Origin of the sequence: Jejubacter calystegiae, from assembly GCF_005671395.1 — a bacterium.
GTDB classification, from domain to species: domain Bacteria; phylum Pseudomonadota; class Gammaproteobacteria; order Enterobacterales; family Enterobacteriaceae; genus Jejubacter; species Jejubacter calystegiae.
In genome coordinates, this window is record NZ_CP040428.1 from 1,520,769 (window position 1) to 1,536,229 (window position 15,461).

The following is a 15,461-nucleotide window of genomic DNA, read 5'->3' on the forward strand; positions in this document are numbered from 1 at the left end:
CCTGTTATTAATGATTCCCTAATTTTAAATTCAAGCCTATTCCTAAATAATGAGTCTGTCCGTTATCTTATTTTTCTGAATAACGTTTTTTGCCGCTGAATTGTAAAAAGATGCAATTAATTTCAATGGGTTGTCAGAGTTTTCCTGTAAATTACTGTTGGTCTGTATCGATAGATTTGCGTCTCCTTCTTGCCTGGCATCGCGCATTACATTAGTATTCATATTTTCCAACGCGGTAACCACAAAACACTTAAGCCTCTCCCGGTCGTCTTAAATATTGTTTTTATTTATATTAATGCCTGGCAGACGTTTATATTTTACAAGATAATTCTGATTCAAGCGGGTAACCTGTTAATACTCATGACAAAGACTCTCGGATTATCAAAGAAGATACACTACAGTCTTCTTTCTGCTTTTATGGCGATTATTGCCACTGCCTTTTTTGTGATTGACAGTCAGAAAAAGACTATTCATAAATCATATATTAATATTAGTCGTAACTTTGTTAGTAATGTTGCGACACTGTATCTAAATAATATGATTGATGTAGTGGAAGAGAAAATCATCTCGGCCAGTAGTAAATTCGGCGGTGATGATATCTTTAACAACGCTTTTTACCACGACAGTCACAGCGTACTGGCGCACATGATGTTTATCATGTCAAAGTCACCGGAGATTAACGCGGTTATCCTGGCGGATACTCGCGGCCACTATCTCCGGGTGCCGGAAAAAGGGAGTATCGTAAAGAAGACGCCCCAGCAGATTCAGCAACGTCCGTGGTTTATTGATGAGGCTAACTCGCAGCATCGGGTACAGTTTACTGAGCCCTATAAGGATCTTATTACCCAGGTCAGCACCGTAACTCTTTCCACGCCGGTGATTAACAGCCACGGTTTTTTCAATGGAGTACTGGCGTTTGATATCAACCTTGCCCAGCTCAATAAAAATATTGAACGCCTGCTTCCTCCGGTGGAAGGCAATGTGGTACTGCTTTCCGATACGGGAAAAGTGATTGCCGATGATATTGTGGATGAAACGCCAGAGCGCCATGATTTCCAGACTATCCTGTCGGAGCTGAAAAAAAGCGGAGGGCTCTATTATGACGAGCATCAGGACCGCTGGTTCTTTTCGTATCGTTTTGATGGCCCCAAATGGCTGCTGGTCTACTCCGTGGAGAATCGGGCTCTGAATGAACTGGTCTGGAGCGAGTCCCAGAAGGTCATTTATGGCTTCGTCATCTCACTGCTGATTCTTCTGTTCTTTGGTTTTTACCTAAAGAGCCACTGGGATAAGACGCTGATCAACATCATCGGCCACATTAAAACCGGCGCGCCGGATGGCTGGGGTAACCTTGAATCTCTGCTTTCTCAGGAGATTAACAATACCCGGGAGCGTGAAGCAGCGTTGACGGCGGAATCTGCGCATGATGCCCTGACCGGTGCGCTTAATCGCCGGTCTTTTGATAAAGACCTTCAGCAGCATATTGCGGAGAATCGGATGTTCTCGCTGGCACTGCTGGATATCGATAATTTCAAAACCATCAACGACAGCTTCGGACATCTGGTCGGGGATGTGGTACTGCGCGGAATGGTGGCGGAATGTAAGGCGATTCTGGCGCAGGAGAAGGGCACAATCTACCGCTATGGCGGAGAGGAGTTTGCCATCATTTTCAGCGAAATACCGGAACAGCAGGCCTGGCAACTGCTTGAACAGTGCAGGCTTGGCGTCAGGAGTCGGGAATGGCGTGAAGATATTAGTGCGGTCACCTTTAGTGCCGGGCTGGGTCGCTGGAACGGCGAGGAAGCACAGGCGCTGATAGCGCAGGTTGATGCGCGTCTGTATCAGGCCAAGCATGCCGGTAAAGACCAGACTGTTGCTGGCAATGCCGCGTAGCCTACAGTTCGTTATCCTGAAAGAAGCGATCGAATCTGGCGGCGACCTGCTGTAGCAGTATGGCATCGTTACTCTGGTGTAACTGGCGGGTGCTGTCATCCCCGAGCCAGACGGCATCACAGGCTGGGTAATATCGGGTACGCAACGCCGGAGGGATGGCGCTGAACAGCGCGCGGGTCGGCACCTGAAAGCCCGCGGCAATATGCAGGGCGGAAGAGTCTGCGCTGTAGAGATAGTCGGCGCCAGCAATGGCAGCGATAAATTTAGGGGTGCTGTCGCACTCTCTGGCGATGCAGCGATAAGCAGGGTGAGCAATACGGGTGAAGCCCAACACCGGCAGTTTAAAGCGCTGGTGGAGCCGCTCGACAATCTCAGGGTAATGGCGCCGGGGAATGGCGCGCAGCGGCGTGCTGGAGCCGGGGCTGAGCAGTACATAGCGTTGCCCGTCGCCCGGAAAATCCGGGAGCGACAGCTTGCGCAGCCAGCGGTTCTGTTTATCCTCAATGGGAATATTCGCCGCCGTCAGCCCCATATGGTTGTAGAAGAAGTCATGCATTTCCTGGGTGGCGAAATCGCGGCGAAACAGCTGGTTGCCCATATCGATGACAATCCCTCTGTCGGGTAGCCTGGCGGGCAGCCGGGCCAGTTCGCTGATAATGCCGACTTCATGCGCCATGCGATACAGGGCTTCAACGCTATCGCTGGCACAGGCGGGGCGCAGCACCCGAATCATCAGTTCCGGATAACGCCGTCTCAGGGTGTTGAGAATCTCAATGCCAATAACGGAATCCCCCAGCGCCACGCCCATACCGTTAATCACGGTCACCTGGTCGTGTTTTCCGATATCGAGGTGAAAAGGGCGCAGGGCGGCGTTATGAATTTCCGGACGAGCCAGACGGCTCAGGCAACCGTAGCGCTGGCCCTGTTCGATATCGTAACTGGCGACCAGGGTCTGGCCGTCACTAAGCAGGCTGCCGGGGCTTGTCAACAGGTTATCGGTCATAGCGTATTACGGTGGGTCAATGGTGGTTTTATTATAGGTTCACCTCCCGGTGGGGTACAAAAGTAGCGGCGCATGCGCCGCTACGGGAACGGATTAGAGAGGCGTTCTTCCCAGCCAGCTATCCCAGTCTTTCCAGACCGACTGTAACCCGGCTCGGGATAGCGCCTGCATGACCTGTTCGGGGCGACGCCCGTCGTGTGGAGCGAACTGCTCCAGTTCCGGATGATCGTCCGCATAGCCCCCCGGCTGGGTTTTTGAGAAGGCGCTGACGTTATTGATGGCGATAGGCACCACCCTGTCGCGGAATTCGGGCGACTCCCGGGTGGAAAGGGAAAGTTCGACTTCCGGCGCCAGCAGTCGGAAAGCGCAGATCGCCTGCACCAGTTGGCGCTCGTCCATAATTGATGCGGGCTCAATGCCGCCTGCACAGGGGCGCAGGCGCGGGAAAGAGACCGAATAGCGGCTCTGCCAGTACTGGCGCTGTAGCCACAGCAGATGTTCCGCCACCATAAAACAGTCGATACGCCAGCTATCGGACAGACCGCTCAGCGCCCCAAGGCCTATCTTATCGATTCCGGCGCGCCCCAGACGATCCGGCGTTTCCAGCCGCCAGAAGAAGTCCTGCTTGTTGCCGCGCAGGTGATGGCGGGCGTAGGTGGCCTCGTGGTAGGTCTCCTGATACACCATCACGCCGTCCAGTCCCAGGCCTTTTAGCTCGGCATACTCCTCCTGAGAAAGCGGCTGTACCTCCATCTGCAACGAACTGAACTGGCGGCGAATGGCAGGCAGATGACGACGGAAATAGTCCATTCCCACCTTACTTTGATGCTCGCCGGTGACCAGCAACAGGTGGCTGAAACCCAGTTTGCGAATCGCCTCGCATTCACGGGCTATCTCCTGTTCATCCAGAGTCTTACGCCTGATGCGGTTACTCATGGAAAATCCGCAGTAGGTGCAGTCGTTGGCGCACAGGTTGGAAAGGTAGAGCGGTACATAGAATCCCACCGTGTTACCGAAACGCTGGCGCGTCAGGCGCTGGGCCTTCTGCGCCATGGGCTCCAGATAACCGGCGGCGGCTGGTGAAAGCAGCGCCATCATCTCGCGTGCGCCGGGACGGGGAGCATTCAGCGCGCGCTCGACGTCTGCGGCGGTCTGGCTGTTGATCTCCAGACGTAAGGCGTCCCAGTCCAGCTCACGCCAGCGGTCAGTAAAGGTCTTCATGCGTCGGCCTCCAGAAACTGCGTCAGCGGGCTGGTGGCCACCGCCTGTGAATGGCGGGTTCCCTGGCCAGCCCGGGCTGCCATGGCACCGGCTTCCACCGCCAGCCGGAAAGCCTGAGCCATACGAACCGGATCGCTCGCTACGGCGATGGCGGTATTCACCAGTACGGCGTCGGCGCCTATCTCCAGTGCCTCGCTGGCGTGGCTTGGAGCGCCAATACCGGCATCCACCACGACCGGCACGCTGGCCTGGTCGATGATGATCTCCAGCAGAGGACGTGTCTGTAGCCCCTGATTGGACCCGATGGGCGCCCCCAGCGGCATAACGGCGGCGCAGCCTGCTTCCTCCAGCCGTTTACACAGTACCGGATCGGCGCCGCAGTAGGGCAGAACCACAAATCCTTCCTGCACCAGGCGCTCGGCGGCGCGCAGCGTTTCTATTGGGTCCGGCAGCAGCCAGCGGGCGTCGGGATGAATCTCCAGTTTAATCCAGTGGGTGCCCAGCGCTTCCCTGGCCAGGCGTGCGGCGAAGATCGCTTCATCGGCGGTTTTGGCGCCGGAGGTATTCGGCAGTAGCGAAACCCCCAACGCTCGCAGCGGTGCCAGAATGTCATCCTGACGGTTATTCAGATCCACCCGCTTCATGGCCATGGTGACCAGCTGGCTGCCCGATGCCTGGAGCGCATCGCTTATCAGCTGCGGCGAGGCGAATTTGCCCGTTCCGGTGAACAGGCGTGAGTTAAAGGTTTTATCGGCAATCTGTAGCATATTAACCTCCGGCAATGGCCTGGAACAGCAGGAGGCTATCGCCTTCCTGCAGGCGGTGGTGCTGCCACTGTTCGCGCGGAATGATGGTCTGATTAACGGCCAGCGCGGCGCCCGGCTGGTGCAGGTTCATGCTTTCCAGCAGCGTTGCCACGGTCGCGTCATCGTCGCAGGTGACGGGTTCGTCATTAAACTGAATGCGCACTGACACCTCCGCAAACCGGGCAGCTCTGGCTCTGCTGACGTGCCAGGGTACGCCACTGTAGAGAGCGGGCATCGAACAGGTGCAGACAGTCGTCGCGTACCGGCAGGTCGCACAGCAGCTTGATGGCCTCCAGCGCCTGAAGTCCGCCCATAATGCCGACCACCGGCCCCAGCACGCCCGCGGTACGGCAGTTGCGCTGTGGTTCGCTATCGTCGGGCCACAGGCAGCGGTAGCAGCCGTGTAGCCAGGGGGGCGTCAGCACCATCATCTGGCCGCCGAAGGCCACGGCGCTGGCGCTGACCAACGGCTTAGCGAGCGCTACGCAGGCCGCATTAATGGCCTGACGGCTGACCATGTTGTCGGTGCAATCCAGCACCAGATCGACTTCGCCGACGGCCTGATGCAGGGCATCGCCTTCCAGCCGTTTATCCAGCGTGACCAGGTGAATATTCGGGTTGATTCCGTGCAGGCGCCGCCGTGCGGCCTGGGTTTTAGGCTGGTCGATATCCGCATTACTGAACAGAATCTGGCGTTGCAGATTGCTGATGTGCACGCAGTCGTCATCGGCCAGCCACAGAGAACCGACACCTGCACCGGCCAGCCAAAGCGCCGCCGGTGAGCCGAGCCCGCCGAGCCCGACGATCAAAACCCGGGCATTCAGCAGTTTTTGCTGACCTTCCGGGCCGATGTCCTCCAGCAAAAGCTGGCGGCTGTAGCGCATAAAATCCGTATCATTCATCACCCGCTCCTGCCAGCTGGAGTAGCTGCGCCGTTGCGGCCTGCCAGTCCGGGGCCTGAGTGATGGCGCTGACCACAGCGATACTGCCGACACCTGTCGCCAGCACCGCCGGCGCCCGGGCGATGCTGATGCCGCCGATAGCGACCGTGGGGGTATCCCCCAGGCGTGCGATATGCGTAGCCAGTTGCTCCAGCCCCTGGGGGGCCGATGGCATCTGCTTGGTTTGGGTAGGAAAGACATGGCCCAGCGCAATGTACGAAGGACGTACCGCCAGCGCGACATCGATTTCCATATCGTCATGGGTAGAGACGCCCAGCCGTAGCCCGGCGGCGCGGATCGCATCGAGATCGGTCTGCTCCAGATCCTCCTGACCAAGATGAACGCCGTACGCGCCATGCTTTATCGCCAGCCGCCAGTAATCGTTGATAAACAGCCGGGCGTTGTAGCGCTGTCCCAGGGCGATGGCGGCAATAATATCTGCCTCCACCTCGTCATCCTGTTTATCTTTAATGCGTAGCTGGATGGTACGCACACCCGCCTCCAGCAGGCGTGCGATCCAGTCAACGCTGTCCACTACCGGGTAGAGACCCAGGCGGAAGGGGACGGTGGGGAAATCGGGCTGGTACATTAGGCTTCCTCCTGACGAAGATAGATCTCGCCGCCTTTGGCGCGAAAGGTATTCGACATATCTTTCATTCCTTCGGCGATCTCCTGCTGTGCCGCATAGTCGCGAACTTCCTGGGTGATTTTCATCGAGCAGAATTTCGGGCCGCACATGGAACAGAAGTGCGCCACCTTACCGGATTCCTGGGGCAGGGTTTCGTCGTGATAAGCGCGGGCGGTAAAGGGATCGAGTGCCAGGTTGAACTGATCTTCCCAGCGGAATTCGAAGCGCGCTTTGGACATAGCGTTGTCGCGGATCTGAGCGCCGGGGTGTCCCTTGGCCAGATCGGCGGCGTGCGCGGCGATCTTATAGGTAATCAGCCCCTGCCGGACGTCCTCTTTATTCGGCAGACCAAGGTGCTCTTTCGGCGTGACGTAGCAGAGCATGGCGCAACCGAACCAGCCAATCATGGCGGCGCCGATGCCGGAGGTAAAGTGGTCGTAACCCGGCGCGATATCGGTGGTGAGCGGCCCCAGCGTGTAGAATGGCGCTTCATGGCAGTGCTCCAGCTCTTCGGTCATATTGCGGCGGATCATCTGCATCGGCACATGGCCGGGGCCTTCAATCATCACCTGGACGTCGTACTCCCTGGCGATTTTGGTCAGCTCGCCCAGGGTATGCAGTTCGGCGAACTGGGCTTCGTCGTTGGCGTCCTGAATTGAACCGGGCCGCAGGCCATCGCCCAGCGACAGCGAAACATCATAGGCGGCACAGATTTCACAGATTTCGCGGAAGTGCTGGTACAGAAAGCTTTCCTGATGATGCGACAGACACCACTTGGCCATAATGGAGCCGCCGCGCGAAACGATGCCCGTCAGGCGTTTGGCGGTCATTGGTACATAGCGTAGCAGGACGCCCGCGTGAATCGTAAAGTAGTCGACGCCCTGTTCCGCCTGCTCCAGCAGCGTATCGCGGAACATTTCCCAGTTCAGATCTTCGGCAACGCCGTTCACTTTCTCCAGCGCCTGATAGATGGGCACCGTACCGATAGGAACCGGGCTGTTTCGCAGGATCCATTCACGGGTTTCGTGGATATAGCGGCCGGTGGAAAGGTCCATCACGGTATCTGCACCCCAGCGGGTGGCCCAGACCAGTTTTTCCACCTCCTCTTCAATGGAAGAGGTCACCGCAGAGTTGCCGATGTTGGCGTTGATTTTCACCAGAAAATTGCGGCCGATAATCATCGGCTCGGATTCCGGGTGGTTAATATTTGCAGGGATAATTGCCCGCCCGGCGGCCACTTCGTCGCGTACGAATTCCGGGGTGATGTCCTGCGGCAGATGGGCGCCGAAGCTTTCTCCCGGATGCTGCTGGCGCAGTATCTCGCCGCGGATGCGCTCGCGGCCCATATTTTCACGCAGGGCGATAAATTCCATCTCTGGCGTGACGATGCCCTGGCGGGCGTAATGCAACTGAGTGACCCGCTTGCCGGCAAGGGCGCGGCGCGGAGGCAGCAGACCGGTAAAGCGCAGCTCGTCCAGGCCATCGTCCGCCAGACGGGCTTTGGTATAGCTGGAACTGCGATCGTCGAGCAGCGCGGTATCGCTGCGTGCGTCTATCCACGGCTGGCGCAACTTCGCCAGCCCTTCGCGGACGTTAATCGCAATATCCGGATCGCCGTAAGGGCCGGAGGTATCGTAGACCGGCACCGGTTCGTTCTCTTCGTATTGCGGGTTGGCTTTATCTCCGCCGGTAAGCGTTGGGCTCATCCGAATTTCGCGCATGGGAACGCGGATGTCCTGACGGGAGCCGGTCAGGTAGATACGGTGGGAGTTGGGAAAATTGGTGCCTTCCAGAGTATCGATAAACTGCTGGGCGGCGGCGCGCTGTTCACGGCGATTAGGTTTTGTTGATACAGACATAGCTCGTTCCGGTTTTTTAGTGACTGGAAGTGGCTTGTCAGAACGACGGAAGGAGTAACAGGCACGGGCGCAGGTGCGCGCGTAGATGAAATTACTCTTGTTCCCTTCGCAGGTTTTAACCTGATCAGGTTCCGCGGATCCCGAATTAACGGTCTCAGCCCGTGCATGGCACTGGGCACTCCGACAAGATAAAAGGCCTGCTCCGTATCATCGGGCAGGCCTTATGTAAACTACGCGTTAATGAATGGGAACTCAAGCCGGTCGGGCAAAATGTCCGCAATCGTTAGCACTGTCCAGGCTGTCGCCCAGCGCCAGAACGATCAGACTATCCTCCAGCGTGAAACGAGACGCCATAGATTCTCCAAGCTTTGACAGCACCTGGTGGAACTCCAGACAGTTATCATGATCGATGGCGATCTCCAGATGTGAATCGTAATAATCCATGATCTGTTGAGTATTCGCTTCCAGCTGTGTCCAGAGCTGCCCGGCGGAGGTGCGGGGCTCTCCCTCTTCCATTTCGCGGATAATGCGTTCATAAATATTGAAATGGCCGCAGGAGAGATAATCCACCAGACGCTGGCAGAAATCGTCCAGCGCCATCTCGTCCAGTGCAGAGAGCGATCCTTTGCCAGGTTTGATCCCAACCAGGTTGTAATAAGCCACTAACAGCTGTTTGCGATCCTGCAGTAAACGATCGATCAACTCATTACAACCACCAACGCGCTCTGCCAGTCTTTCCAGTTGGTTTAGCATGATTGACTCCGTGAGTTATATGATTAAAACGCTAAGTAACCTGGAATGTAAAAACAATGTTAAAAGAGTGCCAGTGAAGCCGAGGTCGTGCAAGAGATTATGGAACATACAGTAGAAAAATTAGACTATGGTTGGTGGTTCGTCAGCCATCAACAGAAATTATGGTTGCCGCAGGGGGAACTTCCGCACGGTCACGCACAGCAGTTTGGGCTGGTGGGTTGCGCTGCGCTGCAGATTGGTAGCTGGCAGGGAGAGCCCGCCTGGCTGGTGGTGCAGGAGCGTTCGCGTGATATGGGATCGGTGCGTCAGTTGATCGATGAGGATCCTGCACTGTTTCAACTGGCCGGACGTGCCGTACAGCTGGCAGAATTTTATCGTTCCCACCGTTTTTGTGGTTACTGCGGGCACAGCATGCATCCCAGTAAAACGGAGTGGGCAATGCTGTGTAACAACTGCCGGGAGCGTTATTATCCGCAGATCGCCCCTTGCATTATTGTGGCGATTCGCGATCGCGACAAGATCCTGTTGGCCCAACATAATCGTCACCGAAATGGCCTTTATACCGTACTGGCGGGGTTTGTTGAGGTAGGGGAAACTCTGGAGCAGGCGGTGGCGCGGGAAGTCATGGAAGAGAGCGGCATTCAGATTAAAAACCTGCGTTATATCTCCTCTCAACCCTGGCCATTTCCTCAGTCGCTGATGACGGCCTTTATGGCGGATTACGATAGTGGGGAATTGGTTGTCGATCGCAGCGAGCTGCTCGATGCTGGCTGGTATCGTTACGACCAGTTGCCGCTATTGCCGCCTCCGGGGACAGTGGCCCGACGTTTGATCGAGGATACGGTCGCTTTATGTCGGGGGGGATAGGGGAAATATCCCCGGATATAACATATTTTCTGATTTGTAAAGTTTTTCATGATTATTTGATGGTAATAGGATAATTTACAACGGGGCGTTGAAATGTATTCGTAGGATACGGAGTTGGGGGCCTAAGGAAAAGAATTATGCCCGGAAGAGTAACGCAAAGTTGTTTATATGGGATTTGGTTGGCCTGGTCTGGCGCCATTGTTTGTTATGTGGTGCCTTATGATGGATTGTTTACTATTTCTGTTTCTGTAATGGCTGGCCTTTGTCTGTTCTTGCTGGTCTATAAATTATTCTCAGGAAGGAGGTCGTTCAGGATGTTTAATTCTAAACAGAGCGAAATGAATATGGAGTCTTTGCCTCTGGCAGGGGAGGTCGATGCTACAAAGACTCTCCGAAAATTAGCACTGGAGTCCGCAGAAAGTGTTTTTCCTAAAGAGTCGGGAGAGTGTGTGGTTGCTCCGGGAACGATTTTTAGGGGGGCCATCGTGAGTGAGTCGGATATCGTCATCAATGGCTCGGTGGAAGGAGACATTAGTTGTCTGGGGATGGTACAGATTGGTGAAAATGGTATCATTATCGGTAACGTGACGGGCTGTAAGGTGATGCTTGATGGCTACCTGAATGGTAGCTGCCGGGCAAATACCGTTACCGTAATGACTAACGGGCGCATGGAAGGGGATATTTTTTCCCATGAACTTTCCGTTGAGCGCGGTGGTATCTTTATTGGCGCCTCTCATTATATTGAGGAGATGGCGCGGATTGAAATCAATACAGTGGCTGAAAAAGCAATGCCGACAGCGGGCTCACTGCCTGACGAGAGTCATCCGAAAAAATGGCGTTGGATGAAATAATCGATTGCTTTCCCGATTGGCTCACATTGCAGTGTAGAATCGTGCTGTTACGGTGGTAAAGACGGTCTGATATACGGCGGATGGAGTTGGTTGCATTATTTTTACGAATTCCCGTTAAAGTATTTTCTCTTCTGGACGATCCTGACAGGGTGAGATTCAGAAGATGGGTGCGTAGAGGGTGAGTTTTAGTGACCAGAGGGGAAATAATTCTTCCGGGAAAGTGGTTCAGTGCTGTTTGTATGGTATCTGGCTTTTTTGGTTGAGTGCTATTGGCTGTTATGTCACGTCGTGCAATGGGCTGCTTGCCGTTTCTGTTGCTGCAATGGTTGTCCTTTGTTTGATCTTGATGGCTAACAAACTATTTTCAGGAAGGAGTATGTTCAGGATGTTTAATTTTAATAAGGGTGAAGCAAAAACTGGCTCCTGTAGTACGTTAACGAACCCGAAGAGTGAAAATCGCCTGAATATGGAGCGTCCTCCTGCGGAAGAGGGGCAAATGGTCAGGGAAACTATCATTACGCCGGGAGTGGTGCTGAGAGGCTCGGTATCCAGTGAGGTGGATATCATTATTGACGGTACGATTGAAGGAGATGTCAGCAGCCAGAAGAGCATTCGCGTGGACGGAAAGGGCAATATCACGGGGAATGTCGTGGGTCGAAAAGTGACGATTAATGGTTATCTGAAGGGGAGCTGTCGGGCGAATATTGTGGTAATCATGGAGCACGGACGCGTTGAGGGTGATATTTTCGCTCATGAGCTTTCGATTGAGCGTGGTGGCGTCTTTATCGGCGGTTCTAACCATATCGATGAAATGGTGCTGGAAGACGTGGATGGCGGCGAGCAGGTAAAAACGCCATTTCCCGTTTCGGAGCAGGTGGAAGAAAGTAATATCATTATGTCCGAGTTTAATCGATAAAACGATAAAAAAACAAACGAAATCAGTAGGTTTTGTAAAACAACACACACCGCGGTGGGGGCCGTTTTCATTCCGACTCTGCAGAATACATCTCTACATCCGTTTGGTCGATAATGCATGTTAACCTATGGCGACCACTTGTAAGGAAAACGCTGATGACCGAACTGAAAAACGATCGATATCTGCGCGCGTTGTTGCGCCAGCCGGTGGACGTAACGCCGGTATGGATGATGAGGCAGGCGGGGCGCTATCTTCCGGAATATAAAGCCACCCGCGCGCAGGCCGGGGACTTTATGTCGCTGTGTAAAAATCCGGAGCTGGCCTGCGAAGTTACCCTGCAGCCGTTGCGCCGCTTTGACCTGGACGCGGCAATTCTGTTTTCCGACATTCTGACCGTTCCGGACGCCATGGGACTCGGTCTGTATTTTGAAGCGGGAGAAGGGCCGCGCTTTTCGCACCCGGTGCGTAGCCGGGCCGATGTCGATAGGTTGCCGGTACCGGATCCCGAGCAGGAACTTGGCTACGTGATGGATGCCGTGCGCACCATTCGTCGCGGCCTGCAGGGTAGCGTCCCGCTTATCGGTTTTTCCGGCAGCCCCTGGACCCTGGCTACCTACATGGTGGAAGGCGGCAGCAGCAAGGCGTTTACCATTATCAAAAAGATGATGTATGCCGACCCCGAGGCGCTGCATCGCCTGCTGGATAAACTGGCCCGGAGTGTCACGCTGTATCTCAATGCCCAGATTCGCGCGGGCGCGCAGTCGGTGATGATTTTCGATACCTGGGGCGGCGCGCTGACCGGGCGTGACTATCTGCAGTTCTCCCTGAATTACATGCACAAGATTATCGATGGTTTGCAGCGTGAAAACGAAGGCCGCCGCGTGCCGGTGACGCTGTTTACCAAAGGGGGAGGCCAGTGGCTGGAAGCCATGGCCCAAACCGGCTGTGATGCGCTGGGGCTGGACTGGAGCACGGATATCGCCGATGCCCGACGCCGGGTAGGGGATAAGGTCGCGCTACAGGGGAATATGGATCCTTCCATTCTCTATGGCTCTGCGGAGCGCATTGAGCAGGAGGTTGCCGACATCCTTGCAGGATTCGGTAACGGAGAAGGGCACGTCTTTAACCTGGGGCACGGCATTCATCAGGATGTGCCACCGGAACACGCTGGTGCCTTTGTCGAGGCGGTACACCGCCTTTCCGGACAGTATCACCAGTAAGGAGTGGCTATGGATCTCGCATCGCTTCGCGCTAAACAGCTGGAACTGGCTTCATCGGTTTCTCGTGCCGATCGTCTGGATGTCGACCCTCCCCGTCTGATCGGCGGCGCGGATGTTGGGTTCGAGCAGGGCGGTGAAGTGACGCGAGCGGCCATGGTACTGCTGAAATATCCCTCTCTGGAGCTGGTGGAGTATCGCGTGGCGCGTATTGCGACGACCATGCCTTACATCCCCGGCTTTCTGTCGTTCCGTGAGTATCCGGCGCTGCTGGCGGCCTGGGAGCAGCTCTCACAGCCGCCGGACCTGCTGTTCGTGGATGGTCATGGTATCTCGCATCCGCGCCGTGTGGGGGTGGCCAGCCACTTTGGCCTGTTGGTGGATGTGCCGACCATCGGCGTGGCGAAAAAGCGGCTGTGCGGTCAGTATGAGGGGCTCTCCGATGCGCCAGGCGCCACGGCGCCGCTGATGGATAAAGGAGAGCAACTGGGCTGGGTGTGGCGTAGCAAGAAGCGCTGTAACCCGCTGTTTATCTCCACCGGCCACCGGGTCAGCGCCGACAGCGCGCTGGCGTGGGTACAGCGCTGCATGGCGGGCTACCGTCTGCCGGAGCCGACGCGCTGGGCCGATGCGGTAGCCTCCGGGCGCCTGGCATTCACGCGTTGGCAGGAAAATAACCGCTGATTCGGGTAAACTGCCGCAAGTTGACGATTAATGAGAACCCGAGATGTTACAGAACCCCATCCATCTGCGGCTGGAGAAGCTGGAAAGCTGGCAGCACGTCACCTTTATGGCGTCGCTCTGTGAGCGGATGTACCCCAATTACGCCATGTTTTGCCAGCAGACCGGTTTTGGCGAGTCGCAGCTCTACCGTAGGATTCTTGATCTGGTCTGGGAAACGCTGACCGTCAAAGACGCCAAAGTGAACTTTGACAGCCAGCTCGAAAAGCTGGAAGCCGCGATTCCGGATGCCGATGATTACGATATTTATGGCGTTTATCCGGCCATCGATGCCTGCGTGGCGCTCAGTGAACTCTTGCATTCGCGGCTGAGTGGTGAAACGCTTGAGCATGCTATCGAGGTGAGTAAGACTTCTATCACTACGGTAGCGATGCTGGAAATGACCCAGGCTGGTCGCGAAATGAGCGATGAAGAGCTGAAGGACAACCCGGCAGTGGAAGAGGAATGGGATATTCAGTGGGAAATATTCCGACTTTTGGCCGCCTGCGAAGAGCGCGACATTGAGCTGATAAAAGGGCTACGTGCCGACCTTCGGGAGGCCGGTAGCAGCAATATCGGTATAAATTTGCAGCAATGAGACAATAAAACGTGATTTACTGCCTGTTTTGTCGTGCCTGAAGGCTTCCAATTAGCCCCCCGTCTGGTCTACATTTGTGGGGCGAAAAAAAGTGGCTATCGGTGCGTGTATGCAGGAGAGTGCTGTTATGGCATTTCCGTCGCACTCGATGCTTAGCAAGCGATAAACACATTGTAAGGATAACTTATGAACAAGACTCAACTGATTGATGTAATTGCGGACAAGGCTGACCTGTCTAAAGCGCAAGCAAAAGCTGCTCTGGAATCTACTCTGGCTGCAATTACCGAGTCTCTGAAAGAAGGCGATGCTGTACAACTGGTTGGTTTCGGTACCTTCAAAGTGAACCACCGCGCTGAGCGTACTGGCCGCAACCCGCAGACCGGTAAAGAGATCAAGATCGCCGCCGCTAACGTACCGGCGTTCGTATCTGGTAAAGCACTGAAAGACGCAGTCAAATAAGACGACGCGTCGCGTGGCAGTGAACAGTTTTAGCAGGGGGGCGTTTACGCCCCTTTTGTCTGTCAGGCAGCCGCTCATGGCCCTGTCGGCACTGTTGCTGCTCACGGCCTGCAGCGCTTCCGCGCCACCTCCTTTCACCGCCAGCGGCTATGTCGACAACGACGGCGTGGTACGCATCTGGCGCAAAGATGACGCCAACGGCGATATCCATCTGTTTACTGCCTTCAGCCCCTGGTCGCACGATAAGACCGCAACCAGCGAATACCGCTGGCATGGGGACAAACTCACCTCGATCGAACGCAGCTTGTTTGGCGAAACGCCGGAGCGGGTAAAAATTCGTTTTGATGCCCGTGGCGGCCTGAGCTTTATGCAGCATGACGTCGAAGGCCATAAGCAACAGCTTTCTGAAGAGAAGATCGCGCTGTACCGCTATTATGCCCGCCAGGTTCGCGATACCAGCGATGCCTTGCGGAGCGGGCGCGTGGTGTTGTTGCAGGGGCGCTGGCAGCCCGATGGTACCGTCATCAATTGTGAAGGGCAGCGTTTAACGCCGACGTTTTCTGACGCCGAGCGTAGGCATATCTGGCAGCGTCAGCATCATTCGTCGCTGGCGGTGAGTCTTGCCTGGCTGGAAGCGCCGGGGGGAACGCAACTTCTATTGGTTGCGAATGAGGATTACTGCCACTGGCAGCCGAATCCGAAGACCTTTTAAAAAAACCGCCGGATGGC

Annotated in this window: 17 protein-coding genes and 1 riboswitch; of the genes, 9 read left to right on the forward strand and 8 right to left on the reverse strand. The window is 55.5% G+C overall.

Going from position 1 to position 15,461, the window contains the following annotated elements; genetic code table 11:
• Positions 1–537 precede the first annotated feature (537 nt).
• Positions 538–1,893: a sensor domain-containing diguanylate cyclase gene (locus tag FEM41_RS25035; RefSeq protein ID WP_277752994.1), complete on the forward strand. Its 1,356-nt coding sequence runs from the start codon at positions 538–540 to the stop codon at positions 1,891–1,893.
• Between the two features lies 1 nt (position 1,894).
• Here the strand turns inward: FEM41_RS25035 and FEM41_RS07005 are convergent, their stop codons facing one another.
• The 8 genes from FEM41_RS07005 to rsd form a co-directional block, all read right to left on the reverse strand.
• The gene (locus FEM41_RS07005) at positions 1,895–2,896 is read right to left on the reverse strand and encodes a glycosyltransferase family 9 protein (RefSeq protein WP_138095299.1); all 1,002 of its coding nucleotides are present in this window, start codon (positions 2,894–2,896) and stop codon (positions 1,895–1,897) included.
• Between the two features lie 93 nt (positions 2,897–2,989).
• A complete protein-coding gene (thiH, locus tag FEM41_RS07010; protein WP_138095300.1) occupies positions 2,990–4,117 on the reverse strand; it encodes a 2-iminoacetate synthase ThiH in 1,128 nt (375 codons plus the stop codon).
• Positions 4,114–4,884 carry a thiazole synthase gene (locus FEM41_RS07015; protein WP_138095301.1) on the reverse strand — a complete coding sequence of 257 codons (771 nt, stop codon included), beginning with the start codon at positions 4,882–4,884 and terminating at the stop codon, positions 4,114–4,116. The genes thiH and FEM41_RS07015 overlap by 4 nt, the downstream gene beginning before the upstream one ends.
• A 1-nt stretch (position 4,885) precedes the next feature.
• On the reverse strand, positions 4,886–5,086 hold the full coding sequence (gene thiS / locus FEM41_RS07020; RefSeq protein ID WP_138095302.1) for a sulfur carrier protein ThiS: 201 nt from the start codon (positions 5,084–5,086) through the stop codon (positions 4,886–4,888).
• Positions 5,070–5,825 carry a HesA/MoeB/ThiF family protein gene (locus FEM41_RS07025; RefSeq protein WP_138095303.1) on the reverse strand — a complete coding sequence of 252 codons (756 nt, stop codon included), beginning with the start codon at positions 5,823–5,825 and terminating at the stop codon, positions 5,070–5,072. Before FEM41_RS07025 ends, thiS begins: the two co-directional genes overlap by 17 nt.
• The gene (thiE, locus tag FEM41_RS07030) at positions 5,818–6,453 is read right to left on the reverse strand and encodes a thiamine phosphate synthase (RefSeq protein WP_138095304.1); all 636 of its coding nucleotides are present in this window, start codon (positions 6,451–6,453) and stop codon (positions 5,818–5,820) included. Before thiE ends, FEM41_RS07025 begins: the two co-directional genes overlap by 8 nt.
• A complete protein-coding gene (thiC, locus tag FEM41_RS07035; RefSeq protein ID WP_138095305.1) occupies positions 6,453–8,351 on the reverse strand; it encodes a phosphomethylpyrimidine synthase ThiC in 1,899 nt (632 codons plus the stop codon). Before thiC ends, thiE begins: the two co-directional genes overlap by 1 nt.
• An 84-nt stretch (positions 8,352–8,435) precedes the next feature.
• Positions 8,436–8,544, reverse strand: a riboswitch (TPP riboswitch).
• A gap of 59 nt (positions 8,545–8,603) precedes the next feature.
• Complete coding sequence (rsd, locus tag FEM41_RS07040) at positions 8,604–9,104, reverse strand: sigma D regulator (RefSeq protein WP_138095306.1); 501 nt, start codon at positions 9,102–9,104, stop codon at positions 8,604–8,606.
• A 99-nt stretch (positions 9,105–9,203) separates the two neighbouring features.
• Between rsd and nudC the strand changes: the two genes are divergently transcribed.
• The 8 genes from nudC to FEM41_RS07080 all read left to right on the forward strand — a co-directional run bounded on the left by nudC (position 9,204) and on the right by FEM41_RS07080 (position 15,444).
• Positions 9,204–9,971 carry an NAD(+) diphosphatase gene (gene nudC, locus FEM41_RS07045; RefSeq protein ID WP_138095307.1) on the forward strand — a complete coding sequence of 256 codons (768 nt, stop codon included), beginning with the start codon at positions 9,204–9,206 and terminating at the stop codon, positions 9,969–9,971.
• Positions 9,972–10,108: 137 nt separating this feature from the next.
• On the forward strand, positions 10,109–10,822 hold the full coding sequence (locus FEM41_RS07050) for a bactofilin family protein (RefSeq protein ID WP_138095308.1): 714 nt from the start codon (positions 10,109–10,111) through the stop codon (positions 10,820–10,822).
• A gap of 385 nt (positions 10,823–11,207) precedes the next feature.
• Positions 11,208–11,738, forward strand: a complete 531-nt coding sequence (locus FEM41_RS07055; protein ID WP_168198770.1) for a bactofilin family protein — start codon at positions 11,208–11,210, stop codon at positions 11,736–11,738.
• A gap of 155 nt (positions 11,739–11,893) precedes the next feature.
• Positions 11,894–12,958, forward strand: a complete 1,065-nt coding sequence (hemE, locus tag FEM41_RS07060) for a uroporphyrinogen decarboxylase (protein ID WP_138095310.1) — start codon at positions 11,894–11,896, stop codon at positions 12,956–12,958.
• Positions 12,959–12,967: 9 nt separating this feature from the next.
• Positions 12,968–13,639 carry a deoxyribonuclease V gene (gene nfi, locus FEM41_RS07065; RefSeq protein ID WP_138095311.1) on the forward strand — a complete coding sequence of 224 codons (672 nt, stop codon included), beginning with the start codon at positions 12,968–12,970 and terminating at the stop codon, positions 13,637–13,639.
• Between the two features lie 43 nt (positions 13,640–13,682).
• The gene (locus tag FEM41_RS07070) at positions 13,683–14,273 is read left to right on the forward strand and encodes a YjaG family protein (protein WP_138095312.1); all 591 of its coding nucleotides are present in this window, start codon (positions 13,683–13,685) and stop codon (positions 14,271–14,273) included.
• A gap of 186 nt (positions 14,274–14,459) precedes the next feature.
• Positions 14,460–14,732, forward strand: coding sequence for a nucleoid-associated protein HU-alpha (hupA, locus tag FEM41_RS07075; RefSeq protein ID WP_002884342.1), 273 nt, complete (start codon positions 14,460–14,462; stop codon positions 14,730–14,732).
• Between the two features lie 19 nt (positions 14,733–14,751).
• A complete protein-coding gene (locus tag FEM41_RS07080; protein ID WP_138099130.1) occupies positions 14,752–15,444 on the forward strand; it encodes a DUF1481 domain-containing protein in 693 nt (230 codons plus the stop codon).
• The last annotated feature ends 17 nt before the right edge of the window (positions 15,445–15,461 follow it).